General features: G+C 63.8%; 25 protein-coding genes, 1 tRNA gene and 3 pseudogenes. 17 read left to right on the plus strand and 12 right to left on the minus strand.

Features of this window, described 5'->3' with window-relative positions:
• Positions 1-105 precede the first annotated feature (105 nt).
• Complete coding sequence (locus tag K940_RS0100660) at positions 106-1,341, plus strand: CdaR family transcriptional regulator (RefSeq protein ID WP_028475933.1); 1,236 nt, start codon at positions 106-108, stop codon at positions 1,339-1,341.
• 12 nt (positions 1,342-1,353) lie between these two features.
• On the opposite strand, the gene K940_RS33400 is transcribed toward K940_RS0100660, so the two are convergent.
• From K940_RS33400 to K940_RS0100685, 5 genes are all read right to left on the minus strand, one after another.
• Complete coding sequence (locus K940_RS33400) at positions 1,354-1,494, minus strand: hypothetical protein (protein WP_231390198.1); 141 nt, start codon at positions 1,492-1,494, stop codon at positions 1,354-1,356.
• Between the two features lie 538 nt (positions 1,495-2,032).
• Entirely contained in the window at positions 2,033-2,458 is a 426-nt protein-coding gene (locus K940_RS0100675) for a DUF4189 domain-containing protein (protein ID WP_036527033.1), read from the minus strand.
• Positions 2,459-2,592: 134 nt separating this feature from the next.
• Positions 2,593-2,928: an NUDIX domain-containing protein gene (locus K940_RS34050; protein ID WP_196812072.1), complete on the minus strand. Its 336-nt coding sequence runs from the start codon at positions 2,926-2,928 to the stop codon at positions 2,593-2,595.
• 22 nt (positions 2,929-2,950) lie between these two features.
• Entirely contained in the window at positions 2,951-3,187 is a 237-nt protein-coding gene (locus tag K940_RS0100680) for a hypothetical protein (RefSeq protein WP_028475936.1), read from the minus strand.
• Positions 3,187-4,347, minus strand: a complete 1,161-nt coding sequence (locus tag K940_RS0100685) for a helix-turn-helix domain-containing protein (protein WP_028475937.1) — start codon at positions 4,345-4,347, stop codon at positions 3,187-3,189. The genes K940_RS0100680 and K940_RS0100685 overlap by 1 nt, the downstream gene beginning before the upstream one ends.
• Positions 4,348-4,506: 159 nt before the next feature.
• Between K940_RS0100685 and K940_RS0100690 the strand changes: the two genes are divergently transcribed.
• Both K940_RS0100690 and K940_RS32145 read left to right on the plus strand, forming a co-directional pair.
• A complete protein-coding gene (locus tag K940_RS0100690; protein ID WP_028475938.1) occupies positions 4,507-4,695 on the plus strand; it encodes a hypothetical protein in 189 nt (62 codons plus the stop codon).
• The gene (locus K940_RS32145; RefSeq protein WP_155980701.1) at positions 4,692-4,841 is read left to right on the plus strand and encodes a hypothetical protein; all 150 of its coding nucleotides are present in this window, start codon (positions 4,692-4,694) and stop codon (positions 4,839-4,841) included. The genes K940_RS0100690 and K940_RS32145 overlap by 4 nt, the downstream gene beginning before the upstream one ends.
• Positions 4,842-4,890: 49 nt before the next feature.
• On the opposite strand, the pseudogene K940_RS31330 reads toward K940_RS32145, so the two are convergent.
• A pseudogene (locus tag K940_RS31330) lies at positions 4,891-5,070 on the minus strand (ribonucleotide-diphosphate reductase subunit beta); the annotation flags it as partial.
• 58 nt (positions 5,071-5,128) lie between these two features.
• On the opposite strand from K940_RS31330, the pseudogene K940_RS0100705 reads away from it, so the two are divergent.
• The 3 genes and pseudogenes from K940_RS0100705 to K940_RS26450 form a co-directional block, all read left to right on the plus strand.
• A pseudogene (locus K940_RS0100705) lies at positions 5,129-7,048 on the plus strand (amino acid adenylation domain-containing protein); the annotation flags it as partial.
• A 247-nt stretch (positions 7,049-7,295) separates the two neighbouring features.
• Positions 7,296-7,652 (plus strand): YciI family protein, encoded by a 357-nt coding sequence (locus tag K940_RS0100710; RefSeq protein ID WP_028475940.1) that lies wholly within the window; start codon positions 7,296-7,298, stop codon positions 7,650-7,652.
• 84 nt (positions 7,653-7,736) lie between these two features.
• Positions 7,737-8,450, plus strand: a pseudogene (locus tag K940_RS26450) (DUF6596 domain-containing protein); the annotation flags it as partial.
• A 246-nt stretch (positions 8,451-8,696) separates the two neighbouring features.
• Here the strand turns inward: K940_RS26450 and K940_RS26455 are convergent.
• Entirely contained in the window at positions 8,697-9,851 is a 1,155-nt protein-coding gene (locus K940_RS26455; protein ID WP_196812062.1) for a DUF1152 domain-containing protein, read from the minus strand.
• A 104-nt stretch (positions 9,852-9,955) separates the two neighbouring features.
• Between K940_RS26455 and K940_RS0100725 the strand changes: the two genes are divergently transcribed.
• The 3 genes from K940_RS0100725 to K940_RS0100735 all read left to right on the plus strand — a co-directional run bounded on the left by K940_RS0100725 (position 9,956) and on the right by K940_RS0100735 (position 11,498).
• Positions 9,956-10,702 carry a GntR family transcriptional regulator gene (locus K940_RS0100725; protein WP_196812063.1) on the plus strand — a complete coding sequence of 249 codons (747 nt, stop codon included), beginning with the start codon at positions 9,956-9,958 and terminating at the stop codon, positions 10,700-10,702.
• 332 nt (positions 10,703-11,034) lie between these two features.
• Positions 11,035-11,280 (plus strand): hypothetical protein, encoded by a 246-nt coding sequence (locus tag K940_RS26460; RefSeq protein WP_036527035.1) that lies wholly within the window; start codon positions 11,035-11,037, stop codon positions 11,278-11,280.
• Positions 11,277-11,498 (plus strand): hypothetical protein, encoded by a 222-nt coding sequence (locus K940_RS0100735; protein WP_028475942.1) that lies wholly within the window; start codon positions 11,277-11,279, stop codon positions 11,496-11,498. The genes K940_RS26460 and K940_RS0100735 overlap by 4 nt, the downstream gene beginning before the upstream one ends.
• A 1,274-nt stretch (positions 11,499-12,772) precedes the next feature.
• Here K940_RS0100735 and K940_RS0100750 read toward each other — a convergent pair.
• A tRNA-Ala gene (locus K940_RS0100750) sits at positions 12,773-12,845 on the minus strand.
• Between the two features lie 221 nt (positions 12,846-13,066).
• Between K940_RS0100750 and K940_RS0100755 the strand changes: the two genes are divergently transcribed.
• The 4 genes from K940_RS0100755 (at position 13,067) to K940_RS34055 (ending at position 18,655) form a co-directional block, all read left to right on the plus strand.
• Positions 13,067-15,268 (plus strand): MMPL family transporter, encoded by a 2,202-nt coding sequence (locus K940_RS0100755; protein WP_028475943.1) that lies wholly within the window; start codon positions 13,067-13,069, stop codon positions 15,266-15,268.
• A gap of 608 nt (positions 15,269-15,876) precedes the next feature.
• Complete coding sequence (locus K940_RS0100765; protein ID WP_155980702.1) at positions 15,877-16,602, plus strand: ParA family protein; 726 nt, start codon at positions 15,877-15,879, stop codon at positions 16,600-16,602.
• Positions 16,602-17,435 carry a hypothetical protein gene (locus tag K940_RS30605; protein WP_028475945.1) on the plus strand — a complete coding sequence of 278 codons (834 nt, stop codon included), beginning with the start codon at positions 16,602-16,604 and terminating at the stop codon, positions 17,433-17,435. The genes K940_RS0100765 and K940_RS30605 overlap by 1 nt, the downstream gene beginning before the upstream one ends.
• A gap of 299 nt (positions 17,436-17,734) precedes the next feature.
• The gene (locus K940_RS34055) at positions 17,735-18,655 is read left to right on the plus strand and encodes a C40 family peptidase (RefSeq protein WP_369797444.1); all 921 of its coding nucleotides are present in this window, start codon (positions 17,735-17,737) and stop codon (positions 18,653-18,655) included.
• A 133-nt stretch (positions 18,656-18,788) separates the two neighbouring features.
• Here the strand turns inward: K940_RS34055 and K940_RS0100780 are convergent, their stop codons facing one another.
• On the minus strand, positions 18,789-19,505 hold the full coding sequence (locus tag K940_RS0100780; RefSeq protein WP_231390199.1) for a YoaK family protein: 717 nt from the start codon (positions 19,503-19,505) through the stop codon (positions 18,789-18,791).
• A 212-nt stretch (positions 19,506-19,717) separates the two neighbouring features.
• On the opposite strand from K940_RS0100780, the gene K940_RS0100785 reads away from it, so the two are divergent.
• From K940_RS0100785 to K940_RS0100800, 3 genes are all read left to right on the plus strand, one after another.
• A complete protein-coding gene (locus K940_RS0100785; RefSeq protein WP_028475948.1) occupies positions 19,718-20,638 on the plus strand; it encodes an acyl-CoA dehydrogenase family protein in 921 nt (306 codons plus the stop codon).
• A gap of 682 nt (positions 20,639-21,320) precedes the next feature.
• The gene (locus K940_RS26475; RefSeq protein ID WP_081706073.1) at positions 21,321-22,325 is read left to right on the plus strand and encodes an ATP-binding cassette domain-containing protein; all 1,005 of its coding nucleotides are present in this window, start codon (positions 21,321-21,323) and stop codon (positions 22,323-22,325) included.
• Complete coding sequence (locus K940_RS0100800; protein ID WP_081706074.1) at positions 22,322-23,170, plus strand: ABC transporter permease; 849 nt, start codon at positions 22,322-22,324, stop codon at positions 23,168-23,170. Before K940_RS26475 ends, K940_RS0100800 begins: the two co-directional genes overlap by 4 nt.
• An 18-nt stretch (positions 23,171-23,188) precedes the next feature.
• Here K940_RS0100800 and K940_RS32785 read toward each other — a convergent pair whose 3' ends face one another.
• A complete protein-coding gene (locus tag K940_RS32785) occupies positions 23,189-23,395 on the minus strand; it encodes a hypothetical protein (protein ID WP_028475951.1) in 207 nt (68 codons plus the stop codon).
• A 120-nt stretch (positions 23,396-23,515) separates the two neighbouring features.
• On the opposite strand from K940_RS32785, the gene K940_RS0100815 reads away from it, so the two are divergent.
• Positions 23,516-24,388 (plus strand): rhomboid family intramembrane serine protease, encoded by an 873-nt coding sequence (locus K940_RS0100815; RefSeq protein ID WP_028475952.1) that lies wholly within the window; start codon positions 23,516-23,518, stop codon positions 24,386-24,388.
• Between the two features lie 87 nt (positions 24,389-24,475).
• On the opposite strand, the gene K940_RS0100820 is transcribed toward K940_RS0100815, so the two are convergent.
• Positions 24,476-24,961, minus strand: a complete 486-nt coding sequence (locus K940_RS0100820) for a PH domain-containing protein (RefSeq protein WP_231390200.1) — start codon at positions 24,959-24,961, stop codon at positions 24,476-24,478.
• 82 nt (positions 24,962-25,043) lie between these two features.
• Positions 25,044-25,307 (minus strand): cell division protein CrgA, encoded by a 264-nt coding sequence (gene crgA, locus K940_RS0100825; RefSeq protein ID WP_028475954.1) that lies wholly within the window; start codon positions 25,305-25,307, stop codon positions 25,044-25,046.
• Between the last annotated feature and the right edge of the window lie 105 nt (positions 25,308-25,412).

Raw genomic sequence — 25,412 nt, forward strand, 5'->3', positions numbered from 1 at the left:
GCCATGGGCTCGCACCCCAGACTTTTCCAGTCGGTTTGTGCTGGCGGCACAATCGGTACCGGGAAGGCGTCAGGGCCGTCGCACCGTTTCCGGTACGGTCCGGGCATGAGCGTTGACGTGGACGAAACCGTCCGTGATGTCGCCGGACGCGTCAAAGCCGATCTCGCAGGTCTGACCTCTGAGATGACCTCGATGTTCATCGACGTGATCCCGGAGTTCCGCCACGACGACGAAGTGCGGCGACTGATGATCGCCAGTACCGCGTCCAACCTCGCGGCATTGCTCGACATACTGACGTTGAGCATCTCCGAGGACGATGTCACCGTGCCGCCTGCTGCCGCCGAATACGCGCGCCGATTCGCTCAGCATGGGATGTCGTTGGTGGCTCTGTTGCGCGCCTATCGTCTCGGTGAACACATGCTCGTGCAACGGGCGATCTTCATGCTTCGAGGTTCCAGCGCCTCGGCCGATGTGGTGTTGGCGGCCGCCAGCCGGATCGCGCTGGTGGCCAACAGCTACATCGATCAGATCATCGAAGGCGTCACCGATATCTACGAGAACGAACGTCGCCGCTGGGACGCGCGCTCGGACAATACCCGCGCAGCGCAGATCCGCGCGGTGCTCGACACCGAAGGCCTCGATCTCGCGTCCGCGGAGCAGATGCTCGGCGCATCCTTGCGTGGATGGCATATCGCCGCCGTCATCTGGTCGGGCACACCCTCGTCGTCCGCTCTGTTGCGCGCCGGGGCGGCAATGCTCGCACGAGCGACCGGGAAAGAACCGCTGACCGTCCTGATCGACGAACAGAACTGCTGGGCATGGATATCGTCCACTGGCAAGCCTGCACTCGATGTCGTCGAACTCGCACGAGACCTGCACCGTCGACCGGGGATTCACCTCGCGGTCGGCGATCCCGGCGCCGGACTGGCCGGCTTTCGGCAGACATTCCGCGACGCCCAGCGAGCCCGCAACCTCACGTTGTCGGCAGACCCCACACGCCCGCTGACGTTGCACTCTCGAGTCGCCCTGGCGAGCTTGCTGGTCGACCATTTGCCCGACACCAGAGCATGGGTGCATCGGGTTCTGGGCGACCTGGTGCGTGACGACGAGACGACCGCACGCCTTCGCGAAACGGTGCAGACCTACCTGGATGCTCGCGGCAGTCTCACCGATGCCGCGACCCGCATGCACGTGCACAAGAACACCGTCCACTATCGGATACGCCGAGCCGAAGACGTGCTCGGTCACCCGCTATCGGTCAACCGGCTCGAAACCGAAGTGGCACTGATGATTTTTGAACAGCTCGGACTGGATCGCCCGGTCGGGTATCGGGGTTCATGAGTATCGCTCGGATCACGTGAAGTAGGAGTTCCATGAACAATTCTCGTCCCCTCGCCTGCACCGCAGGGCTCGGACGGCGTTGGTGGCCGTGATCATCGCGCTGCTCGGTCCGCTGAGCATGACCTCGTCCGTGTTCATCTGGGATGCGAGCACGGTGACATTCGAGGAGGAGGCCGGAATAGTGCTGTGGAACGCGGGAACGTTTTGGTGGTCACCGATGTGGTCCGTGCCTCCAGCCCTGCGGGCACCAACGTCCGTGCCGTCACGGTCTGGTGGGGTGCCTGGCTCACCGCAAACGTCGCTCTGATAGTGGGGTCGTTCCCCTGGTACTCCTCGAATTCCCCCAGGCCCTGTTCACGTCGGCCCTCGTTCTGCTTGCTGCCATCCCCCTGTACGCAATCGCAGCCTTCGCCCTCCGCTCGATCATGCTCACCGTGGCCCGCTGGCCGGACGGGAGGCAGTGCGGGTGAGGCGCGATGCTCTCACAATACGTTCGAAACACCCACTACCCGGATATGTCACGTGACGGATTCTCTGTGGCAGCTTCGAGGGTGCCGAATCCTGGTGTGACAACTTCAGGCATGCAATGGAGTCGAGAACCTCGGCCCGATTTAGTTGGCCAGGGCATGTCCAACTCGAACAGGCCGGGCCTCACCCCCTAAGGGCCGCGGCCCGGAACTCTACCGTCGAATCAGCGGGCGTTGCTCGTGCAGATGACGTCGACGACCCACGCGCCACTCAAATTGGCTGAGCCGAGGTTGGCGAGCGGCGCTGTCGGGGTGATGTTTCCGAGATTCTCATAGGCGGCACGCTCGGCCTCGGCTCGGTTCGGCCCGGACCCCGCAGCCACGCCGGTGTCGCTTTCGACCAGCGCACCGCAGCCGTTCGCCCACGTCTGCAACACGTCGCAGTCGGTGTAGCCACAGTTGGCAATCGCCGTGGCCCTTGCCTGTTCGGCGCTGGCCTCGTTGACACTCACTCCGTAGGTCCACCCACCATTGCCCACAGCGATTGCCGCGTACAGACCCGCCGCGTTCGCCGACCCCGCGCCGAGCATAGACCCCACCGCAAGGCTGCCCGCCGCGAAAGCGAAGCCGACCTTACCCATCAAACTCATCGAATAATCCTTCTGTTCAGGCGGCCCCGAATCGGAACCACCGCAATCATCGCTGCTGGCATTGATTCCAACAACGTGGAGATGAATACCCCATTACCGTAAAGCGTCCCGCTTCACTCTAGCAGTAGAGGTCGTTATTCTGTTGTGCGGCCTACCGTGGCAACACTGCACTGTTTTGGGATAACTCGGGATCGCTCTCGGTGGCCCTCAACTGCGCGATCCAGGTCGTGATCGAGCGTTTGTAGTTCTCGGGCATGTTCAGGCCGGCGATCTGGTCCTCGGCATTGGGAGTGTATTGGTTCTGCGTCGGTATCCGGGTAGTAGCCGTAGGTCACGATGAATACGTGCTTCTCCGCGGCGTCTATCTGGTAGATCCAAGAGTCGAGAATCGGGCCGGTGGTGACAGGCCATTGTATTTCCTCGGTGATCTCGCGAGCGACGCACTGCTCCGGGGTCTCGTCCGGTTCGATTCGGCCGCCGGGCCAACTACCGTTATGTCTCGTCGATGTTGATCTCTATGCGCTTCATCGGCAACAGTTCCGCTTCTGGATTCCGCGCGATGTGCTGCATGTGCTCGTGTCCCATGTGGGGCGTCGGGGGATCGGGAGCTGCGAGGCCGCCGAACGGCAGACGCCTCGCGCAGTGCTCCCACACCATGTCATCGTGCAGAAACCACACATCACCGACCACGTCCTCGTAGAGGCCGGGCTCGTCGGGTAGCTCGGTCATCAGTCCGCGATGCCTGCATAGTTCGCCAACGCCCGCAATCCGGTGTTGGCGCGGCGTTGCTGCGCTGCTGTGGTCTTGATGGTTGTTCGCACCGCGCGTGCATTGCGGAAGTATTCAGGGGCAGCGGCTTTCGCTTCCTGCAACGCATCCACTGCGCGGTCCGGGTCCCCGTTCCAGAGGAACGCACGCGCGCGGTCGAGCCAGAAGTGAGCCTTTCGTTCCGGCGGATAACTCTTCGGGAGCATGGTCGACTCGCCCAGTTCGAGAGCCTCGCCGATCCGGCCGAGATCGACCGCAGAAGAGAGCTGCCAGAGGCGCACATTGGTTGGGCCAACCACGGTTCCGAATGCCTGTGTGTCGCCCAGCTGTTCTGCGAGGGTGCGCGCCTCGGCGAAATGCGTGTCGGCAGTGTCCGCATCTCCGGCGGTCGATGCCAGACCCGCGCGGCGCATATGGAGCGCGCACAGCACGGCCGCGCCGGTCGGATCGCCAACGTATGGCTCGAGTTCGGCGAGCGTGCGATCTGTGAGCATGACCGCTTGGCGGACTGCACCGACACGAGCCTGTGCCGCCGCCTTCACGTAGTGGGCGGTTGCCAGCAGCAGCGGGTCTCCGGCGCTCTCGGCAGCCCAGACCATGCGATCGACCGCGACCATCGAAAGATCGTGATGTCCGAGTTTGTGGCTCAACGTATTCGCCGCCCGGTAGGCGGTGACCAGCAATGCGTATGCGATATCGCCGTCGCGGCCACCAGCAACGAGCAGGTGATCGACCAAGTCGGGAAGTACCTTCGAGACCTTCGCGTACGCCGCCGCGTGGCGCCACCGGCCCACCTGCTCGACCTGGTCACGCAGATGTTCGAACGGCGCAGGATCGATGTCGGGCAGAGGATCGGTCGATGCGAGGACGCGGCGAACCATGGGCACGATGTCGTCAAGCACTTCGGCCTCGCTGTTGGTGCCGTGCAGCACCGAAGCATCGACCCCGAGCGCCGAGGCGACTTGGCCGATCCACACGGTCGATGCCGCCGCCTTGCCCTTTTCGACATGCCCGAGGAAGCTACGGCCGACGTTCGCGCGTTGGGCTAGAGCACTCTGAGTCAGCCCCTTGGTCTTGCGAATTCGGGCGATCCGGTCGCCGACCGCCTCTAGATCGTTCATGTGCTCACGGTAACACTCATAGAAAGCACATTCAGCGCACAATCACGCCAACTTGAAGCCATAACCTGAGGTCAGCCCCGGCGCCGGGCTGCTGGTAGACAATCTGTCAGCCCCGGCGTCGGGTGTCGCTCACATCCACATGTAACCCAGGGGTGGCCCATGGCCGCATCACATTTCATGGAAACGATCGTCTCGTTGACCCTTACCGCGTTGGTTCTATTTCTGGTGGTCGCCGCGTCTCCCGGCACCACCCGCCGGCGCCGACACGGGACGTCGGTCGGCGAAATCCAGACCCGGATCGCGGCTGAACGTAGCCGGGCAGAAGCCAAGGTCGGGAGGGGCTTGTGACCAAGCAAGACCACGTCGACCTCATCGACCTCGACGATGCACTGCTCGACCGATCGACACTGCCGTACGGCAACCCCCACTTCATTGTTCGCAACCCCGACCCGACCAACCTCGACCGCCGTGCTAGTGGTGATCACTTCGACTGACATCCTCGCCGGCATTACCCACGCCACTGAGTTCCAATTGCGCCGTCGCGATGTAGTAGCCGTGGACCGCTTCATCTCGAATGATCAGCCGAATCATGTCTGCGGTATTGGTGAGTTCGGCCCACGACGACCAGTGCATCGGCAGATAGAAACCAGCGTAGAACAGGAAAATCTCCAGCAGCGTGGAGGCGACCTTGCGCTGGAGCGGGTCGTCGTCGCCGTTGTAAAATTAGTCCTGATCAGGGGAGCGCGGTTCTTGGCTCGATGCGAGAGGTCGATGGGGTCGAATGGAAACCGCCCGTCGTTCCACACGTGGTAGCGGTCGCCGAAGGTCGGGCAGTCCGCTTTTCGGTCAGCTGCTCACTGCTGCGGTCGAGTCCGCCGCCACCAAGATTGCGATCCGGTTCAACCCGACGGGTAATCCTGCCGACGATCGGGAACTCACTTACGCTGAATTGGACGCGACGTCGTCGCGACTGGCGAGAGAGCTGATCGAGCGCGGAGTCGGGCCCGGCGACGTGGTCGCCATCGGAATCACCCGCGGGGTGGAGTCGGTTGTCGCGGTGTGGGCGATCGCGAAGACCGGAGCGGCTTATGTCCCGGTGGATCCGACGTACCCGACCGACCGGATCGAGCACCTTGTCGGTGATTCCGGTGCGACCGTGGGCGTAACCACCTCGGCGTACCGCGCGGAGCTCGGCACCGGTGTGTACTGGATCGAGTTGGACGATCCGGTGCAGTCCACGCGAATAGCCTCACGACCGGGGCATCCGATCTCCTATGCCGACCAAGTTCGCCTCCTGGACGAGCGACATCCCGCGTACCTGATCTACACCTCGGGGTCGACAGGGAAACCCAAGGGAGTGGTGGTTGCACACAGTGGCCTGGCTGGTGTGGTGGCCGCCGAGCGGGAGCGCTACGGCATAACCGAAGAATCCCGGGTATTGCATGTCTGTTCGCCGAATTTCGATGTGTCCGTTCTGGAACTGTTGCTGGCCTTCTCCTCTGGCGCAACGTTGATCGTCGCGCCGCCGAAAGTGTTCGGCGGTTTCGAGCTGGCTGATCTACTTCGGCGCGAGCGCGTCACGCATATGCTCATCACTCCGGGCGCGCTGGAGTCGGTGGAGCCGGTGGGCCTGGACGACCTTCGGTCCGTGATGGTCATCGGCGATAGGTTCGGCCCCGAACTGGTGAGCCGTTGGGCACCCGGGCGAGAGTTCTACAACTGTTACGGGCCTACCGAGGCGACCATTCTCGTCACCGGCACATCATTGACGCCAGGCGAGCCGATTACGATCGGTACGCCGCTCCCCGGGGTCGGCGCCTTCGTGCTCGATTCACGCTTGCGTCCTGTACCGGCTGGGGTGATCGGCGAGTTGTATTTGTCCGGTTCTGTGCTGGCGCAGGGATACGCAGGTCGACCTGGGTTGACCGCGGAACGATTCGTCGCCAATCCCTTCGGGAGTGGAGCACGGCTCTATCGCACCGGAGACCTGGTGCGCCGTGTCGAGTCCGGAGATCGGGACCGTGGCGCGATCGAATACCTGGGGCGCACAGATTTCCAGGTGAAGATCCGAGGCATCCGTATCGAACTCGGGGAGATCGACAACGCCCTCACCAGTCATCCGGATATCGATTTCGCGACCACTGTGGGCAAGGCGTTGCCCTCGGGGGCGACAGCCCTGATCTCTTACGTGCTGGCTCGATCCGGGGTCCAGGCGGATACCGGCGCGCTCGCCGAGTTCATCGGACGGTCGTTGCCCGCGTATATGATTCCCGCGGCCATCATGGTGTTGGACGAGATTCCACTCACCCCGATCGGCAAGCTCGACCGCGCCGCACTGCCCGAACTGGACCTCACCGCGTGCGCATTCCGCGCACCCACGACACCCGTGGAAGAGGCTGTCGCCCAGGTATATGCCACGCTCTTGGTCCCTGCGGAGGACGGCCGCGTCGGTGCAGACGACGATTTCTTCGAACTCGGCGGCAACTCGATGCTGGCCGCGCAAGCTGCAGCGCGGATCGGTGCTGCATTGGATGTCCGCGTGCCCGTCGAGCTACTGTTCGAAGCGACCACCGTCGGCGCTCTCGCCGCGCGCATCGAGCGGTAGGCGGGCACGGCGGCCGGCCAGTCGCTGCGTGCGCGTCCACGTCCGGAACGAGTGCCGTTGACCTTTACCCAACAGCGCATGTGGTTCGATGACCGTCGCAGGCGACGCGGTACCGGATCTGGTAGCCGATCGTGCCATCGGTGCGCGGCTTTGGGCGGGGGACTGTGGGCATTGCGAAGCCACCTCGGTGGGTTGGCTGGCCGGCAAAAAGTTGGTTGGGGCTGTCGTTGCCGACCAAGCCCGTTCGTTGTCATGCTGTGCAGCAGTCGCTGCGCTGTCGATCCGGAGCGAGTCGGTGACGCCGGCCTCAGGATCCGGGTGGAACGAAGACGGAGGAGTTCGCATGAAATACCTGTTTCTGCTCTACGGCGACCCGGCTCAGGAACCGACCGACCCGGACGCGATGCAGGCGGAGATCGACACGTACTCGACGTACGACGAACTGGTCGCCGACGCGGGTGTGATGCTCGACGGCCACGCGTTGCAGGGCACCGAGACCGCCACGACGGTGCAGGCCCCCGAGCAGGGCGAGCCGACCATCACCGACGGGCCGTTCGCGGAGACCCGGGAGATCCTCGGCGGCTACTACCTGGTCGATGTGCCGGACCTGGATGCCGCCATCGACTGGGCCACCCGCTGCCCCGCCGCGAAGCGCGGCAAGGTCGAGATTCGACCGGTCCTGGAGTTCGAGCAGCCGTGACCGGCGCTGTCGATGACGGTCTGGGCGGATAGACGTGTCCGATGGCGAGCTGCCGGCCCCCGACGTTCTGGAGCGGGTGTTCCTGAGGGGTACGCGGCGAGCAGCGGTCCGCAGCTTGTCCGGACCGAACTGGCGGACGAGGCGATCCGGCTGGCCCGGCTCCTGCACCGGCTGCTGCCCCGGCAGCCGGAGGTGACCGGGCTGCTCGCCCTGCTGCTGCTGGTCGACGCGCGCCGGGCCGCCCGGTGCACCGCCGAGGGCGACCTCGTACTCCTCGACGAGCAGGACCGCACACTCTGGGACCGCGACCAGATCGAGGAGGGTCGTCGACTCGTACCCGACGCGCTGGCCAACGGCCCCGGCCCGTACGCGGTACAGGCCGCGATCGCCGCACTGCACAGCGAGGCCGCCGACGTGGCCGGTACGGACTGGCCCCAGGTGGTCGCGCTCTACGACGTACTGGCCCGGCTGGCGCCGTCACCGTTGGTCGAACTGAACCGGGCGGTGGCGATGGCGCTGCGGGACGGTCCGGCCGTCGGGTTGCGGCTGCTCGACACGCTCGACGAGCAGGGCCGGTTGGCCGGGTACCACCTGCTGCCAGCAGCCCGGGCGGACCTGCTGCGTCGACTGAGTCGGGTCGAGGAGGCCGCGGCGGCGTATCGTCGGGCACTCGACCTGGTCGGCAACGAGCCGGAACGGGCGTTCCTGCGGCGGTGGCTCGCGGAGGTCGTCGCCGCAGCCGGTAGGCCCGAGTCGTCGTCGACCGACCGGGAGAACCCGGACGATCCGGAACGGTGAGATCACCGCGATCCCGACCCCACCCATCGTTATCGACGAATCCGGCTCAGGACGGACGATGCCGGCGATGCAGCACGCGCTCGGCACATGACCGGGAAAACCTGGTATGACCTGCGCGAATCGCTGTGGAGCCTAGGGGAATCGAACCCCTTGGGTGGGCTGCCGCAACCAGTGCAGACGCTATGCGCTGCGCCCGTATCCTGCGGTTTCTCGGGACTCGTCGGGTTTCGACGGGATTGGAGCGGGTCAGAATAGCCCCGTTTTGTGGACGCCGTCCACGGGCATGTGTGGGTGGCGGACCAGATACAAAGGTGGCCTCATGTTGCTGGGCCGCTCGCGCCTGAGTTGGTCGCGCAGCGCATCGCCAGCGCCCGCGCCGAGCGCGCCGGCCAGCTCGAGGACACGGCGGATGGTCAAGGCGTCGACACCGTGGAACGACGCGGCGTGTGCGTAGCGGTCGATGCCATCGATCGAGTCGACAGTCGACTGCTCCCAGTGTGCGGATAGTCGATGACGTTCGGTGTCGATATCGCTGTAGCCGCGGCGTGCACGGACACGCTGTTCCACCTGCTCGAGTGACATGGTGTCGAGCAGGTCGGCCGCGAGGGAGTGTGCAGCTACACCGGAGGCGTCGACCGCGTACACCACCGTGGCGTCATCAGTGACGCTGATGATCGCCCCACGTTGAGTCTCGACCGTCCCGCGCCATCCCTGTGCGGCGATGCAGAATATCCCGTTGGCCTCGGATGGGTGCCAGTCCCACACGTCAGCGACCATCGACACATCGTCGGCATCGAGTTCAGTGACCACCGTCGAGTTCTGTCGGTGCAGCAGAGTGCGCAGCTCCGCCGGTGTCAGCTCCCCGTCGAGCCCCACTCCAGCGATGAGCAGCTGCACTGATAGTCCCGACTGTATGGCGGCTGCCAGCGCGAGCGAGTCTGCCAACGGGCTGCGGAGTCCAGCCTCATGCCCCTCAGCAAGGATGTCGCCGCCGACATCAACGACGATCAGCGCGTCAGCGTTGAAGGCTTGGGCTGCGCTGCGGACCTGGGCTGCCAGATCCATCGCACCCCCGGTCGGGTCCATGAGCAGCAGCGGGAGCGCCAGGTGTGGCACGAGCGGAGGCAGTGTCGACCAGCCGGGGCCGCGGAGTCGCGTCGATTCGGTCACCTCGGCGACCAGGCCGTGATGGATCAAACCGTCGAAGTCACTGCGGCTACGCGGCCCAGGAGTCGGATCGACGATCAGGCGGTCCCAGGAAAAGCTCATGAGGGCAATGATGTCGGTGCCGAATCGGCGCCGAAGCATCGCCGTGAGTACCGAGGCGGTAACGACGTCGCCCCCGCCTCCTGCGGCAATCGCGATAGCTTTACTGGCCACGAGTCGAGAGGAATCGCTCATGCACCAAGTCTGCTCCGGCGCGGCGAGCAGGACCGCGGCGAGGATGAAACCGAGCATTGATTGGCTGATCGTACACTGGGCAGCGGCATAGGACACTCGGAGGAATGTTGCCCGAAATCGAAGAGGTACTGCCGAAATACTTGCAGATTGCCGGGTATCTCCGAGACCAGATCGTGCGCGGCGATCTGGCTCCCGGTGGTGAGGTCCCATCGGTCCGCGAGCTCGCCGCGCAATGGAGTGTTGCCCGGCCAACCGCCAGCAAGGCCCTCGAAGCCTTGCGGCAACAGGGTCTTGTCGAATCGCGGCGCGGGAGCGGTACCTACGTGCGTGCACCCCAGGCCGCGCCTCGAGCGCGGGAGCGGTACGAGCGTGCAGCCTCAGAGGGCACCATGTATTCCGACTCGGAGTCGGTGCGATTCCCGTTCGTCGGCGTCGTAAATGCGCCTGCGCACGTGGCGGACGCACTCGGCCTTGCCCGAGGGGCTGAAGTGATTCAGCGACAGCGAGTGATCGACAGCAAGGGCGCACCGGTTGAGCTGTCTACGTCGTGGTTCGACGCCGCGCTGGCCGAGGTGGCACCGCGGCTACTGGAGGCTGAGCGACTGCGTGGTGGCACCGTCCGGTATCTCGCCGATGTGCTCGAGATCCGATCGGCGTATGCCCGTGACCAGGTGTGCGCCCGGGGTGCGAGTGCTGACGAACGTCAGGTTCTCAGCCTGTCCGAGCATGCGCCGACATTGGCCTACTGGCTGACGGTGCACACCTCGGATGGGCGCCCGCTCCAGTTCGACGAGGCGGTGTATCCACCGGAACGGTGGGCGTTCCGGCAGGAATATCCAATAATTCTCTAGGCATCCACTCAGTCTGCGCCGGAATTTCTACACCATTCGAGAACTGTACTATGACACTTTACATTCATGTGTCGTAGTTCACTTAGCCCCGACGCCGGGTGATCCTCATCCCCGGCGCCGGGTGCACTCCACATCCACATAGCGGAGGCACCCGATGGAAATTGTTCTCTCCCTTGTTCTTACCGCGCTAGCACTGGTAGCGGTTGCCGCCGCATCGCCTGGCATCACCCGCAGGCAAAGACACGGATACGGACACGGAGTAACCGTTTCCGAAATCCGGTCCCGGATCGCGGCTGAACGTAGCCGGGCAAAAGTCTAGGTCGGGGGTTCCGGTGACCGATGAAACCCGCGAACACATCGACCTCGACGACGCACTACTCGACCGATCGACACTCCCGTACGCATGGCCGCACGAGACTCCCGACCGGCCGCTCACCGTGGAGAGTGCGCACCACGCCATGCAGCGACATGCCTCGTGCCCGATCGACATCTGCGCCCGTAAGCGGGCCGCGCACAATGTGTTGGTCGAGGCCGGTCACATCGTGCCCGACCCGCGTAACGCGAAGAACCTCCCATGACCCCCACGACCGGCGACGACCAGGACGACCGCCCGGCGGCGTGGCTGCAACGCGACGATGGCTGGTGGTGGGCAGTCGACGAGTACGGGATCGCTTGGCAGGTAGCGGCATTCGACTATGTCGCGCCCGACTCCGATGTCCAGGCCGCACTCGGCACGATAGGCCACCCAATCGACGTGGCTCCGCTATCCGTCGTTGACACCGAGGCCGACTGGTGACGACCGCTGTGGCCCCGAACGGACGTGGTCACGGCGGCCGTTGTCGCGCGCCGTGACCGAAGGACGGTGAAAAACCGATTTCTGATCGGTCAAGTCGCCGAATACTCTCATTCTCGAGGAAAATCATGCGCAAATCTGCAGTGGCGATCGCATTGCTAGTCTTCAGCGCTCTGGTGAGTGGTGGCACTGCGACTGCCGACCCGAGTGGACCATTGACCCCGGTGAAACGGCCTATCTGCGACAACGGGTTCGGTCCTTGGTCCACGCCGACAGTCTTACCGCCCGAGATCAAGGGTTACGGCTGGTCCGAGTGCGATCTCCCACGCGAAGGTAACCCTGGTCTCACGCATCACTACTACATGAGCCTGCAACGGCGGACCGCCGCCGGCGGATGGGACAACCTCGGCGAGCACGTACGGACCAGTCTCGTCCCGTGGTCACGCCAAACACACACAGCCAGCGCACCATGCCAGCCCGGATACTGGAGAATCTTCTCCTCCGTGCGCGGTCCGATCCAGGGCAGGGAATACGGCCCTATCGAGACCGTGTCACAGTCGCGGGTTGTCACAGCCGCCGAATGCGGAAAGGGATGACATGACTGCTCCCCATGGACGACGCTACGCCGACTACGTCGGCCCAGTCAGCCTGCGTCACAAAATCATTGGGTTGCTTCGGGGACTGCCGCGGCCTCGCCCGAGCCGGTTGCATCCCAGGACGCGGGCGGTGGATACCAAGGCGTGCGCCGTGAGTTCGGCCGATGGGTCGTGCGACCGATGACCGGGCCGGGATCACGGCGGTGGATCAGCAGGCCGCTCCACTCCACCCGCACCATTCCTGGTAATGACCTCGAGGCGGCGGAAGACTGGATGTTGGCGAAACTGGGAATCCGACCATAGCAGCCGCGCGGGGCGCCTTCTTGTTCATGCCTGGGCAGGGTGCACGTACCCACCGGCGCCGCTACCGATGCGCGGCGGCCCAGGAGACCCTGGAGAGACGATCGGCCTGACGGTGACCGCCGTCGGCGTCGATGAGCTGTGCACGAAGTCCATCGCCGTTCCCGCCGAACGGGGACGCTTCATTGCTCTCGTTGTCGAGGAATGGACTGGACCGCAGTTCGAACCTGGGCACTGCCAGGGAACCGGGGGACCGTGGGCATAGCGCAAGTTCTCTGGGGCGGGCACGGGTATCCCCTCAGACCACGGTGAACCACTGTCCTATGTGGACACGAGCTGGCCAAGATCGCAAAAATGTATCCTGGCCAGCTGTTCTAGTTGTGGAGCCTAGGGGAATCGAACCCCTAACCCCTGCCTTGCAAAGGCAGTGCTCTGCCAATTGAGCTAAGGCCCCGTGGCTACTCATCACGCCTACGTGCGATGACCGAGGAAACGTTACCGTCTGGGCGTCGAGAGGGTCAAAACGCCGGCTGGATGCGGGTACTGCAGCCGCTTCGAGAGCTGGGGTCGGAGGTGTTGTCGCTGTGCAGGTCCGGCGAGGGGGGCCTATCGTGGTCGCAGCGGTTGTTATCCAGTTCGTTGATGTGTCAATGATTGCTCGGCGAGGGGACCCGCATGTCTCGATATCTGTTCGCTTTCGGCCGAACGATCGCCCGCCGGCGCTGGTGGGTGGTGACGGTGTGGCTGGTGCTGTTGGTCTGTGCGATCGGGTTCTCGATGGCAGCCGGCGGCGAGACCACCGACGATTTCACCATTCCCGAGACAGAATCCCAGGATGCTGTGTCGCTGCTGCAGCAGCGGATGCCCGCCTACAGCGGGGCTCAGATGCAGGTCGTCTTCGCCACGCCTGCCGCGGTCGACATCACCGCCGACAAGCCCCGTGCACAGATCGAGCAGGCCATGGCCGGTTTCGGGGGACTTTCGCAGGTGGCGATGGTGGTCGACCCGTTCGAGGCCCAGATGATCTCGCCGAACCAGCGGGCCGCGTTGGGGACCGTGATGTTCTCGGCGCCGGTTGGGGGGGTCACCGACGAGACGTTGAACGATGTCGACGCAATCGCAACCTCCGCGAGGGATGCCGGGCTCGCGGTGAACTTCTCTGGAGCGATCTACCCGGGCTTCACCGTGGAGGTATCCGAGACTCCCGAGATCTTCGGGATCATCGCGGCGCTCATCATCCTGTTGGTCACGTTCGGGGCGGTCGTCGCTGCTGGGCTGCCGATCGTTACCGCATTGGTCGGTGTGGCCATCGGGCTGACCGGAATTCTCGGCGTGGCGGCGTATGTCGATGTGCCCGCCACGGCGATCTCGTTGGCGTTGATGCTCGGGCTGTCGTGCGGCATCGACTACGCGCTGTTCATTCTGTCTCGGCATCGGCACAACATCGTGTTGGGACTGACCGCCGAGGAGTCGATACCGTTGGCCGTCGGCACGGCCGGTAGCTCGGTCGTGTTCGCAGCCTTGACGGTGATCATCGCCTTGTGTGGGTTGTCGGTCGTCGGTATTCCGTTCTTGACCGTCATGGGCTTGACCGCGGCGGCCGCGGTGTTCGTGGCGATGCTGGTAGCCCTCACGTTGCTGCCCGCGTTCCTCGCGTTCGCCGGTGACACGGTCGCACGCTTCATCTCCCCGCCGTTGCACCCAGGCCGCCCGGAAGAAGTGGCCCGGATCGCGGCGTACGAGCCCGAACGCACGATGGGGCACTCGTGGGGGCGGTTCGTGACGAGATTCCGGATTCCGCTGTTGGTGCTCGGCGTCGCTGTCCTGGGCGTATTGGCGATACCGGTCACACAGATTCATCTCGGGTTGCCCAGCGGAGCGTCGCAACCGGAATCGAGCACAGCGCGCAAAGCGTACGACACGATCAGCCGCTCGTTCGGCCCCGGCTTCAACGGTCCGCTGCTGATGGTGACCGACGTGTCTCGAGCTACCGATCCGAACGCGGCGCAGCTGTTGATGCAGCGCTGGCAAGCCGAGCCGAACGTGGCCGTAGTCCAGCCGGCAGCCAGCGGTAATGGTCTACTGCTCGTCCAAGTCGTCCCGAAGACAGGTCCTGACCAGACGGCAACATCGGATCTGGTCACTCGGCTCCGCGATGACCGCGACCGCATCGAAGCAGACACCGGAGCCACCTATCTGATCGGTGGCACAACAGCCGCCAATATCGACACCTCCAACCGATTGGCCGAGGCGCTACCCGCCTTCCTGCTGGTCGTGGTCGGCCTGGCGCTGGTGCTGTTGACGATCGCCTTCCGCACGGTGCTGGTGCCGTTGTCGTCGATCGTCGGATTCATCCTGTCGGTATTCGCCGCGCTCGGAATCCAGGTCGCAGTGTTCCAATGGGGTTGGGGCGCAGAGGTATTCGGTGCCACCAAGACCCAGACGCTGAGCTTCCTGCCGATCGCCATCCTTGCGATCATCTTCGGCCTTTCCAGCGACTACCAAATCTTCGTCGTATCCCGCATCAAGGAGGAATACACCCGCACCGGCGATGCGATCGCATCGGTGCAGAACGGGGTGGCCCACTCGGCGCGGGTGGTCAGTGCGGCGGCACTGATCATGTTCTCGGTGTTCGTAGCATTCACCTGGGTCGACAATCCGATCGTCAAATCGCTGGCGTTGACTTTGGCCGTCGGTGTCATCCTCGATGCCTTCATCGTTCGGCTCACCTTGGTGCCGGCAGTCATGGCGTTGATCGGAAGCCGGATGTGGTATCACCCACGTTGGTTCGGGCGTATCGTGCCGGATCTCGATATCGAGGGCGCGGAGTTGGAACACGAGTTGGCCAAGACTCTCGCGGGTACACCGGTGCGGTGACCTCGTACTATGCCCGCCACGGGCTCCCCGTACGGACAGCGGCACACCGTTGGTGGCCCATCACGCCGAGAGTTCCCGGAGCCGAGTCGCTTTGGGCTGCTTCTCGCCAAGAGCAGTAGGCTGGGAACCATGAAGATTCTGTTTTCGGTCGGCGTTGTGGCTCTGGTTCTCCTCGGCATCTCCAAGCTGCGTAACCGCGGCGACGCGAATACGTGGCAGGAGGCCACGGCCCACTGATTCCGGCTCCCACTGATTCCGGCGTGCCCTGAGCGCGCTACTTCGAGTCCAGGTGGGCGTATGTCGTTGTCGGCTGCGCCCATCTCGCCGACGCCGAGGCGGACGTGATGCAGCTGGAGTCGGGTTCGCCGCGTGAAAAGGGATGTGCGCGGGCATGATCGGCGCCGGGCTCGGAGGCGCTGGCCCGATCGGATCCAGAGCACGGGGTAGTCGGGCGAGATTCTCACGCACCGGCGGTGTGTGTCCAATTGGACACAATTGCTTCCGCCGCCGCGAAAAGCCCGGTGGATCGCAATCAGCGGAAATTCTGTGGCGCTGTGCCAAAATTGGCCCACACAGTCAACGCACTCCTCATCTTCGGAGGACCGCTCATGACGAATTCTGTCGCGCCACTCGAATTACCCGAACCTCTGGTCGTCACCCTGGGGAACCTCAAGGGCGGAGTAGGCAAGACGACATCAGCGTTCTTCTTGGCCAGTTACTTCGCTCGGGATCACGGACTGCGAGTACTGGTGATCGACGCCGACCCGCTCAGTCAGACCGGATACTCCTGGTACCGTCGGCTGACAAAGGGGAAAATCGAGGTGCCATTCGAACTGGTCGCTTTCCCTTCTCGGCACGTCGCTGATTGTATTGCCGACAAAGCTGCCGATTTCGATGTGATCCTGGTGGACGCAGGCGGCGAGTCGGCGGACATTTTCAAAGCCGCCGTTCCCGCCAGCGACCAACTCTTGCTGCTGACGAGTGTGAGCCCGTCCGAAGTCAAGCGAGTGCCCAGTACATTCCGGGCTGCCGAGGAGGCCGCCGCCGGCGCCGGACGTGAGATTCGAGTGCGGGTTCTGCTGACCAAGGTTCCGGTGGTCATGAAGGGCGGTAGGAATATTTCTACCGAATACCGAGGACAGCGACGGAATCTGGAGAATGCCGGCTACGAGGTGTTCGATTCCTACGTGAGCGCGTGGAAATGGTATCGAGAAGCAGCCGATGGTGAAGTCGGTGAGGGGGCCGAGAACCCGATCGCGGATGTGGCGGAATATCGGCAAGTGGGTGACGAACTGCTGAGTTCGTATCGCGCCCTGGTGGAGGTGCCCGCCTGATGCCTCCACAGCGAAGAAAGAGCTCCATTGGCGGTGTCAATCCACTGGCCGATGGTGCCGAGCACACGCCGCCGGTATCGCCGCTACGCAATGCCGAATGGCGGCGGTCGAGCAGGGTGGGGTCCGCGGCCGCCACCGCCACCGCCTCTGTGGAGTCGCTGGCGAGGTCGACTGTCTCGACGATGCCGGTACCCGCTGCTGGCAAGGGGCGGCTGAGCGATCGAGAACGAGCGCAGTTGACCGCGTGCGAGTCGTCGATCGACACCCTGCGCATCGCGTTCTGGGCTGCTGGTCGCGCTCTGCAGATCGTGCGTGACGGGCGACTGTACCGCGACACGCACGAGACGTTCGACCAATACGTGGAACAGCGGTGGGATATGCAGCGGTCCTATGCGCACAAGCTCATTCGAGCCTGGCCCCTGGCCGACCGATTGCACCCCATGGCACCCGCCATCAACGAAGGACAGATTCGGGAACTGCTTCCGGTGGCAGTCGAACATGGGGATGACGCCGCGGTCACCGTGTACACCACGATCGCCGATGGAATCGGCACGAGGGTTACCGCGGCCCGGCTTCGAGAAGCTGTTGCGCTCCTTCCCGAGCACTTCGACGAAGCCATGGTGATCCAGCGATTGCAGGCGTGGATGCGTGGCGAACTGCCCGACCCCGCCCACGGTCGGACCCCGAATATGTTCACCACGGTGGAATCGCGGCTCGCGGCCTTGACTCGCCGAGTCGTCAAGGGGTCGAGCGACGACCCGGTGGCAGCGCGGGAATTCGCGGCGAAACTCCGGACGATTGCGAAGCAAATCGAGGAACAGATCACCGCCTGAATTGGATGTGACACGGCGCCCCGCAGCGGAATCGATTCCCTGCGGGGCGCCGTATCGCCCGAAGAGGTTTTGTGATTGCGAATAGACGCCGAATACATTATTTGCTGTTTTGTTACCCGATGTGCCGTGTGTTGGGCTTTACGTCGTGCACTACATGTCGAAAGGTGGACTCTTGGATCGGATCCGCTGGATAAATGTGGCACCGTGATGGTTTTCTATTCAATTCGAGGCGTTGGCCGGGCGGTACTCGATGAACAGCCCAGCTGACGCCAACGATATGAGCATCGGAGGACCGCATCATGGCATCAACGACCGACGTCCGATACATTCGTTATCTATGGCGTGCTGTTCTGTGGGTGTTCGCGGCAGGAATTGCGGCGTTCATCGGCATGCTGATGAACGCGGGGCACTCGTCAGCGCAGCCGGTAGCCGTTCCCGATTCGGCAGCATTCGACGTGCCAGAAGGAGCTGTTGTCTCTGAAGGTTTGGTTCGGAATTTCGCCATACTTCCGGCGGTAGCGCTCCCGGTCGTCTCGGGAATCGAACATCCTGCGGCGCTGAATTTTTCCGTGATCGAGCAATCCGCGGACTTCTTGCCGATGATCGGGCTTCCGGCGCCTATGAATGTACCGGCGATTATTCCGGTGCCCATGGAAGCTCCGGCAATCCTTCCGGCGCCGATGAATACTCCGGCAATCGAGCTTCCGGTGCCCATGGGGGTTCCCGCAATCGAGCTTCCGGCCTGGCTCGATGATGTACCCGGGATCGAACTCCCCTTCCTCGACGAGCTTCCGCTGGTCGACTTCCCGTTCCCCTTCGGCGCCCCGGAGAACATTCCCTGGTCCCCGACCCCACCCGGCGTGGTGATGCCGGAGAAGACTCCGGGCGAAGTGGCGGTCGAAGCGGCGCGGAGCAAGCTCGGTGCGACCTATAGCTACGGTGCCGTCGGCCCGGACTCCTTCGACTGCTCAGGATTGGTGCAGTGGTCCTACATGCAGGCCGACGTGGACCTGCCACGCACAAGCTACGCCCAGGTTGCCGCGGGCACACCGGTACCGCTCGACCAGTTGCGACCAGGCGATGTCGTGTCGTTCTACGGCGGCGACCATTCTGCCCTCTACGCCGGTGACGGCGAAGTCATCCACGCGTCGACGTATGGGGTCGGGGTGACGGTGTCGCCGATCTCGTCGATGCCGGTGTCCGGCGCCTGCCGATTCTGACCTTCGCCGACGACGTGTGGCTCGGGGGCAGCAGCGAATCATTCGGTAGCGCAGTGGGATCGGTGAATTCGTCGACGCGAGGTCGGTGAAGACGGTGGCCACCTGGTGGAGGACATTGGTCACCGAACATTGGTCACCGAAGGAGGGGTCCGTGCCGGTCCAGATGCAAGTAGGTATAGCCGGTGGCGAGCAGACACACCACTGTGGCAGTGATCAACATCGCCCAGCCCGGAACGAGGAGACTCAGCAGTCCGCCGAGCAGGGCTCCGAGCGCGAAGCTCGCATACAGCAGGAAATAGCCGAGCCAGTCGGCGAGGTCGCCTCCGCTGATATGGCGCTCGATGCCTTGACCGAGTTTGACGAGAGTTCCGGTGACATAACTCAGCGGCACCGACACTTCGCCGTTCTGGACGAACGACGTGTTGAGAGATCCGACACCGAACGCGACGAACAGAATCGGTACGAAGGCGATCCGCTCCGAGGCCACATGGTAGAGAAGGTGGTATAGCACGAGGTCTATCGTCGAGGCCAGCGCGAGGCAGACAGTGGTGAGCAGAGTAGGACCGTGCGGGTGCCCGGACCAGTAGCGTCTTCGACACCACGAGGCCACGACCACGCCCGAGAGAAACGACACCAGCAATCCAGCGGCAGCGACGGCTACCTGAGGTTCGTCGTGCATGTGTCCCAGGACTGCGCGTTCGGTATTGCCTGTCATGAAGGTAACGAAATAGCCAGATGTATGCATGAACGCAGCCGCACCGAGAAGGCCGGCGAGCCCGGCGAGCACCCACGACAGCCTGGATGCGTCGTCGAACAACGCGTCGCGGCGACTTTCGTCCAGCTTCGACACCGGTCGGAACTCCTTCCATGACACGTACGACACCTCGGTGATACAGACTGGTCCACGGAAGTCGCCTCGGCGGCGCGGGCTGATTGCCAGACAATCGCTATTTGCCCTCGAATTGGCAGCTGTATGGCTGGTCCCGCGTGCCGGTGGGGTCGGTGCCAGGTCGCCGGCCGTGGTCCGGCTCGACCAAGCGGGTGCTCGGTTACCGTGGGGAGGTGGACTCTCTGTTCGATATGTTGTTGACCGAGCCCGTCGCAGCGCAGCCGCTCGACGACGTCGATGCGGCTTGGACCCGGCTTCGGTCGGCTGCGAAACGTTTCGACCGGCAGCTCGATCGCGCGATCGCCGGCGGCTTCGTCGCCGACCGCCTCGGTTTCGCATTTCTGTCCGGCTACCAAGCGGCACTGCGCACACTGATCCCGGACCTGCCGGAAGACGAGTTGGTTGCGATCTGCGTGAGCGAGCAGGGCGGTGTCCATCCCTCTGCGATCCGAGCGACACTCGCTCGACAGCAGGGAGTCTGGCTGGTGAATGGGACCAAATCGTTCGTGATCGCGAGTGCTTCGGCTAGCCGGCTCGTGGTGATCGCCAGTGTCGGTACCGGTGCCGATGGACGAAATCGCTTGCGCGCCACAATGGTCGACCCGAATGCGCCCGGTGTGGATTTGACCGAGCACCCTCCCGCGTCCTTCATACCCGAGGTACCACACGCCTCGGTGCGGCTGACCGATGTACCGGTGCGGGTATTGCCCGGTGACGGGTATGCGGACTATGCCAAACCGTTTCGGACGATCGAGGATATCCACGTGCTCGCGGCTGCGCTGGGCTGGTTGACGCGGGTGGCGCGGGTGTCGGACTGGCCCTCGGCCATTCGTCAGCGCTTGCTGGCCGCGCTCGCTGCAGTGCGCGGGCTGGGTAGCGATTCGCCCAGTTCACCGGGGGTGCACATCGCGCTCAGCGGGGTCGTCGATGTCATCGACGATTTGTTGACCGAGGTGGAGCCATTGTGGGCATCGGTGGACTCGACGATACGTAGTCGTTGGGAACGCGATCGGCGGTTGCTCGCAATCGCGGGATCGGTGCGTGGGCAACGGCTGGGTGCGGCCTGGAGCGCGGTGGGAACGGCGACCGGCTGAACGCCCTGCGCGACCATCGAAGTCCAAAGTCGAGAGGAAGTCCGAAGTCGAGAGGAAGTCCAAAGTTGAGAGCGGGCCTCGGCGAAGGGGGGGAGTTAGCCGAGGCCCGCGTAAGGTCGGCCCGGGGGGGAGGGGCCGACTTGAATGATGCTACTCGATGATTTGCGATTGTGGGTGCGTGGGGAGGCCCACTTTCGAAGTTTTTTCCACGGGCCTACCTTCTGGTCGGCCGATCATCACGATTGCTGATCCGTTGGCCGCTCGTGTGTTTCGGCTTTCGGACGAGACCCCCAGCAGATGTGCCCGGTTGGTTCCGCGACGCCCGTGGCTGTTGCGCGCACCGGCGAAAGCGGTCGCTGCGACGGTGGGCCGGACCCCGCTTGCGGCAGTGGTGGGTCGTTGCGGTTTCCCATAGCGCAAGTGTGGGCTGTATGTCGCACACCACACCGGTCGTAAAACCTGTCACAAACTGTCAGACCGTGGTGCGACGGTGATGTACATGAACGTGTCCGAATACTCGGCAGGCCGAGCGGCGCTGCGTCCGAAAATTTGGATGAAGTTGTCGGTGATCATCGCAATACTGGAATCGAGTACCGGTGGCCGCTGGATCTCACGGCCGGGCTCGATCTGCACCCATGGCCTTGCGCCGAACACGATCCGCACCGTCGATCTCAGGAGAGTTATGCCCGATGCAATAATCGCCGAAGGGTTGGTCAAGCGATACGGTCAGCAGGTAGCCCTCGATGGACTGGATTTGGCGGTCCCGGAGGGAACCGTCACCGCGCTGCTCGGCCCCAACGGTGCAGGTAAAACCACAGCGGTCCGCGTGTTCACTACGCTGCTGTCACCAGATGCGGGTCGGGCGACGGTGGCGGGAATCGACGTGCTACGCAATCCGCAGGCTCTGCGTTCGCTGATCGGGGCGTCGGGACAATATGCCGCGGTCGACGAATACCTCACCGGTTTCGAGAACCTGGAAATGGTGGGACGCCTCTATCATTTGGGCATCCAGCGAAGTAAGGAACGCGCGCGGGAACTGCTCGAGCGTTTCCGCTTGGCGGACGCCGCCGACCGCCCGGTCAAGGGATACTCCGGTGGCATGCGCCGCCGCCTGGATCTGGCCGGCGCGCTGGTCGCCAATCCGCCGGTGCTCTTCCTCGACGAGCCGACGACCGGGCTCGATCCGCGTGCTCGCCTCGACCTGTGGGATGTCATCGAAGAGTTGGTCGCAGGTGGCACAACGCTCTTGTTGACTACGCAATATTTGGAGGAGGCCGACCGACTCGCGGACTCCATCGCAGTGATCGACCGAGGTACGGTAATCGCCGAGGGAACCGCCGATGAACTCAAGTCCATGGTCGGCGGCGACCGTATCGAACTCACCGTCGACCGCGCAGACAGTTTGGCGACGGCCGAGGATGCGCTGAGGACCCTCGCCGATGGAGAAATTCAACTCGAGCCGGGACTGCGCCGGATCACCATCCCCGTCTCCGACGGGTCACAGGCTCTCGTCGAGGCGATCGGCAGGCTGACTGCGCACGGCATGCAGATTCACGATGTCGGCCTGCGCCGCCCATCCTTGGACGATGTGTTCCTCACCCTCACAGGTCCGGGAATGTCGATGCCCACCAACGGCGAGAACCGGATACCGACCGATGAATTGCAGACCGAAGGAGTGATCCGATGACCGCCACGGCACCGGTTCCGGCGCCGTCCACGCTGGGTGCGCGACTGTCGATCGTCGCCGGCGACAGCCTGACCATCGCGAAACGCAATGTGATCAAGATCAGGCGGGTACCCGAGGTTCTGGCCTTCTCCACGCTGTCGCCGATCATGTTCGTGCTGATGTTCGCCTATGTCTTCGGCGCGGCGATCGAGGTACCGGGAATGACCGGTGGCTATCGCGAGTTCCTCATCGCGGGCATCTTTGCCCAGACCGTCGTATTCGGTGCGACGTTCACCGGTACGAGCCTGGCCGAGGACATGCAGAAGGGGATCATCGATCGGTTCCGATCGCTACCGATGGCGCCGTCGGCGGTGCTGTTCGGTCGCACGATCAGTGATGTGGTGCTCAATGTGGTCAGTCTGACGGTGATGTCACTCGCCGGCTTCGTCGTCGGCTGGCGAATCCGCGGCTCGTTCCTCGACGCAGTGCTGGCGTATTTCCTCTTGCTGGCGTTCGCCTACGCGGTGTCGTGGATCATGGCCGTCGTGGGTCTGCTGGTGCGGGCTCCGGAGGTGTTCAACAACGCCAGCTTCATCGTGATCTTCCCACTCACCTTCATCGCCAACACCTTCGTGCCGAGTGAGAAGTTGCCCACTGTACTGCGCGTGATAGCCGAGTGGAATCCGGTGTCGTCGCTCGCCCAGGCGACGCGCGAATTGTTCGGCAATACCACTCCACTGGCGCCCGTGCCGGAGACCTGGTCGCTACAGAATCCAGTGGCTACCACATTGCTGTGGGTCGTGGTGATCCTGGTGATCTTCGTACCGCTGGCCATGCGCCAGTATGATAAGGCGATCAGCCGCTGAGTGGAATTCCTTCCGATGTCAGTGTTCGTGCTCCGTGCCGGTTCCGGCGGCCGATACGGAGCCGCTGCGTACCCGACCGATTCGTGGCGGCGCCGCAGCCGGTTGCACGGGATGCGGTCGGCGAGTTCGAGCCAGATACGCGGCGCCACCTGCGAATGCGACGGCGGCCACGAGGACGAATCGACTGGTGGAACGCGAAGTGACGTGCAGGCGCCCAGAGGTCATTGGACCACTGTGGCATATGGCGGTGGCTCGTGCAGAATCCTGTCGCCGGGTGGCGGGGCTTGCCCGACGTCCACGGTGACGGGACGACAGAGTCGACTCACGTCGTGATCGAATGTGACCATGTACCCTGAGCCGCCCGCACCGACGTGCTTCCGCCATTCGAATCGCCCGACCGGCCTGGCCTGCACGCGGTGCGGCCGGCCCGCGTGTGCGGAATGTCTGCGTCCTGCGGCGGTCGGCCAACACTGTGTCGACTGTCTGCGCCAGGATCAACGAAGTGCGCCGCAGGTACGGACCGTCGCTGGAGCTCCGGCGCCCCGATCCGCTGCCCCCCTGGTGACCTACGCGCTGATTGCGATCAATGTCGTGATCTACGCGATCACCGCCGCACAGGCGAACAGCCTGGTGGGCGACCAGCGACGATCGGTTCTGTTCATCGACTGGGTGCTGTTTCCGCCTGCAGTCGCGAGCGGTGAGTGGTGGCGTGTCCTCGGTTCCGGGTTCCTCCATTTCGGACTGCTCCATTTGGTGATCAACATGTTCGCGCTCTACATCGTGGGCCGAGATGTCGAACTCGTGCTGGGACCGCTGCGGTATATCGCGGTATATCTGGTTTCGCTGCTCGGTGGTTCGGCCGCGGTCATGGTGTTGGCGCAGAACGCGGCGACAGCCGGAGCCTCGGGTGCGGTCTACGGCTTGTTCGGGGCGATCACGGTAATACTCATCCGCTTGCGCCGGAACCCGAACGCCATGTTGATCACCATCGGCATCAACGTATTCATCAGTTTGTCGCTGCCCGGCATTTCATTGTGGGGACATCTCGGCGGTTTGGCGGCGGGAACGCTGGCGACGGTCGGCATCCTGTTCTTGCCTGGTTGGCTCCGGGTCGAGTCACCGGCAACCGTTCGACTGCTCGGATGGGGCGCTGTGGCGACCATCGCGATCGCCGCGTTGTGGATTGTGGTGGTGAGTGCGATCACCCTCACGGTCTGATCGGGACGTTCGCTCGCTTCACGTGAAACATCGCGGCCCGGTGCCTGGGCACCGGTTGGTTCGAGATCGGTTGGTTCGAGATCGGATTCAGCGCGCCGTGTCCCCGGACAGTCGCATCGCCGCGATCAAGTCCTGGTACACGACCACCGGGTCGGTACCCAGGTCCCAGCGACTGAAGATCAGTAGTCGCTCCGAGCCGTCGCGCTCGACGTCGAGTTCCAATGTGGGCATCGTGCGCCCGAGGCGGCGGAAGCTCACCACCCGGGCGCGCAGGATTCGATCGGCGGTGTACTCGTCTGCTCCGAGGAGGGTGCGGACCACCAGGCGTGGTCGAGCGCCGGTCAGTACCGACAATCGTGGCCGTTGCCGGAATCCGAGCACCGCGAGGCCGAGGAGGCCGGCAGCTGCCAACCCGACGAGTAGCCGGCTTGTCGCGTCGGCGGCTAACACGGCGGCGACGGCCAAGGCGATTCCGCCCAGCGTTACTGCGACGAGCGCCGCTGCGGGCGTAGTCCACGCCAGTATCGTCTCGTCGCGGTCCGTCGACCGAGGATCTGGACGCTCTGGAGTCACGGCAGTTCCAATCGCTGCTCGAATTGTCCACAGAATCATCCACAGGTGTGCATGAATGACATCACTGTAACCCGCGTGCGGCTCAACGCCAGCGCATGGTCATGATCAAGCCCACCACCATCAGGCCGAAGCCGATCAGAAAGTTCCATGCATGCAGATCGTTCATCCAGCTGATCTGTTCGGCCGCCAGGTAGTAGACCAGCAGCCAGAGCAGCCCGGCCACCATGAACCCGAGCATGATGGTCACGTACCAGACCGGAGATGGCCCGGCCTTCACCTTCACTGGGACCCGTGAGGCCGGGTTGATCGTGTAGTCGGTCTTCTTGCGGACCTTCGACTTGGGCATGACGTCCTCGTATTCGGCGTACAGGTCGGTACCGGGCGGGCGGAATCCTGTCGGCCGAACCCACTCGCCGCTGGTGGACGAGGCTGCGGCGCCCGCCGGTGTGCC

Source organism: Nocardia sp. CNY236, assembly GCF_000482385.1.
Lineage (GTDB): Bacteria > Actinomycetota > Actinomycetes > Mycobacteriales > Mycobacteriaceae > Nocardia.

Excerpts from the sequence above, each read along its gene's own strand:
- K940_RS0100800 (WP_081706074.1), top strand. The coding sequence starts at position 22,322 with ATGACCGCCACGGCACCGGTTCCGGCGCCGTCCACGCTGGGTGCGCGA.
- K940_RS0100815 (WP_028475952.1), top strand. The coding sequence starts at position 23,516 with ATGTACCCTGAGCCGCCCGCACCGACGTGCTTCCGCCATTCGAATCGC.
- K940_RS0100660 (WP_028475933.1), top strand. The coding sequence starts at position 106 with ATGAGCGTTGACGTGGACGAAACCGTCCGTGATGTCGCCGGACGCGTC.
- K940_RS0100725 (WP_196812063.1), top strand. The coding sequence starts at position 9,956 with ATGTTGCCCGAAATCGAAGAGGTACTGCCGAAATACTTGCAGATTGCC.
- K940_RS0100765 (WP_155980702.1), top strand. The coding sequence starts at position 15,877 with ATGACGAATTCTGTCGCGCCACTCGAATTACCCGAACCTCTGGTCGTC.
- K940_RS26475 (WP_081706073.1), top strand. The coding sequence starts at position 21,321 with ATGCCCGATGCAATAATCGCCGAAGGGTTGGTCAAGCGATACGGTCAG.
- K940_RS0100675 (WP_036527033.1), bottom strand. The coding sequence starts at position 2,458 with ATGAGTTTGATGGGTAAGGTCGGCTTCGCTTTCGCGGCGGGCAGCCTT.
- K940_RS0100685 (WP_028475937.1), bottom strand. The coding sequence starts at position 4,347 with ATGAACGATCTAGAGGCGGTCGGCGACCGGATCGCCCGAATTCGCAAG.
- K940_RS30605 (WP_028475945.1), top strand. The coding sequence starts at position 16,602 with ATGCCTCCACAGCGAAGAAAGAGCTCCATTGGCGGTGTCAATCCACTG.
- K940_RS26455 (WP_196812062.1), bottom strand. The coding sequence starts at position 9,851 with ATGAGCGATTCCTCTCGACTCGTGGCCAGTAAAGCTATCGCGATTGCC.
- K940_RS0100710 (WP_028475940.1), top strand. The coding sequence starts at position 7,296 with ATGAAATACCTGTTTCTGCTCTACGGCGACCCGGCTCAGGAACCGACC.
- K940_RS0100755 (WP_028475943.1), top strand. The coding sequence starts at position 13,067 with ATGTCTCGATATCTGTTCGCTTTCGGCCGAACGATCGCCCGCCGGCGC.
- K940_RS0100735 (WP_028475942.1), top strand. The coding sequence starts at position 11,277 with ATGACCCCCACGACCGGCGACGACCAGGACGACCGCCCGGCGGCGTGG.
- K940_RS32785 (WP_028475951.1), bottom strand. The coding sequence starts at position 23,395 with ATGACCTCTGGGCGCCTGCACGTCACTTCGCGTTCCACCAGTCGATTC.
- K940_RS0100690 (WP_028475938.1), top strand. The coding sequence starts at position 4,507 with ATGGCCGCATCACATTTCATGGAAACGATCGTCTCGTTGACCCTTACC.
- K940_RS0100680 (WP_028475936.1), bottom strand. The coding sequence starts at position 3,187 with ATGACCGAGCTACCCGACGAGCCCGGCCTCTACGAGGACGTGGTCGGT.
- crgA (WP_028475954.1), bottom strand. The coding sequence starts at position 25,307 with ATGCCCAAGTCGAAGGTCCGCAAGAAGACCGACTACACGATCAACCCG.
- K940_RS34055 (WP_369797444.1), top strand. The coding sequence starts at position 17,735 with ATGGCATCAACGACCGACGTCCGATACATTCGTTATCTATGGCGTGCT.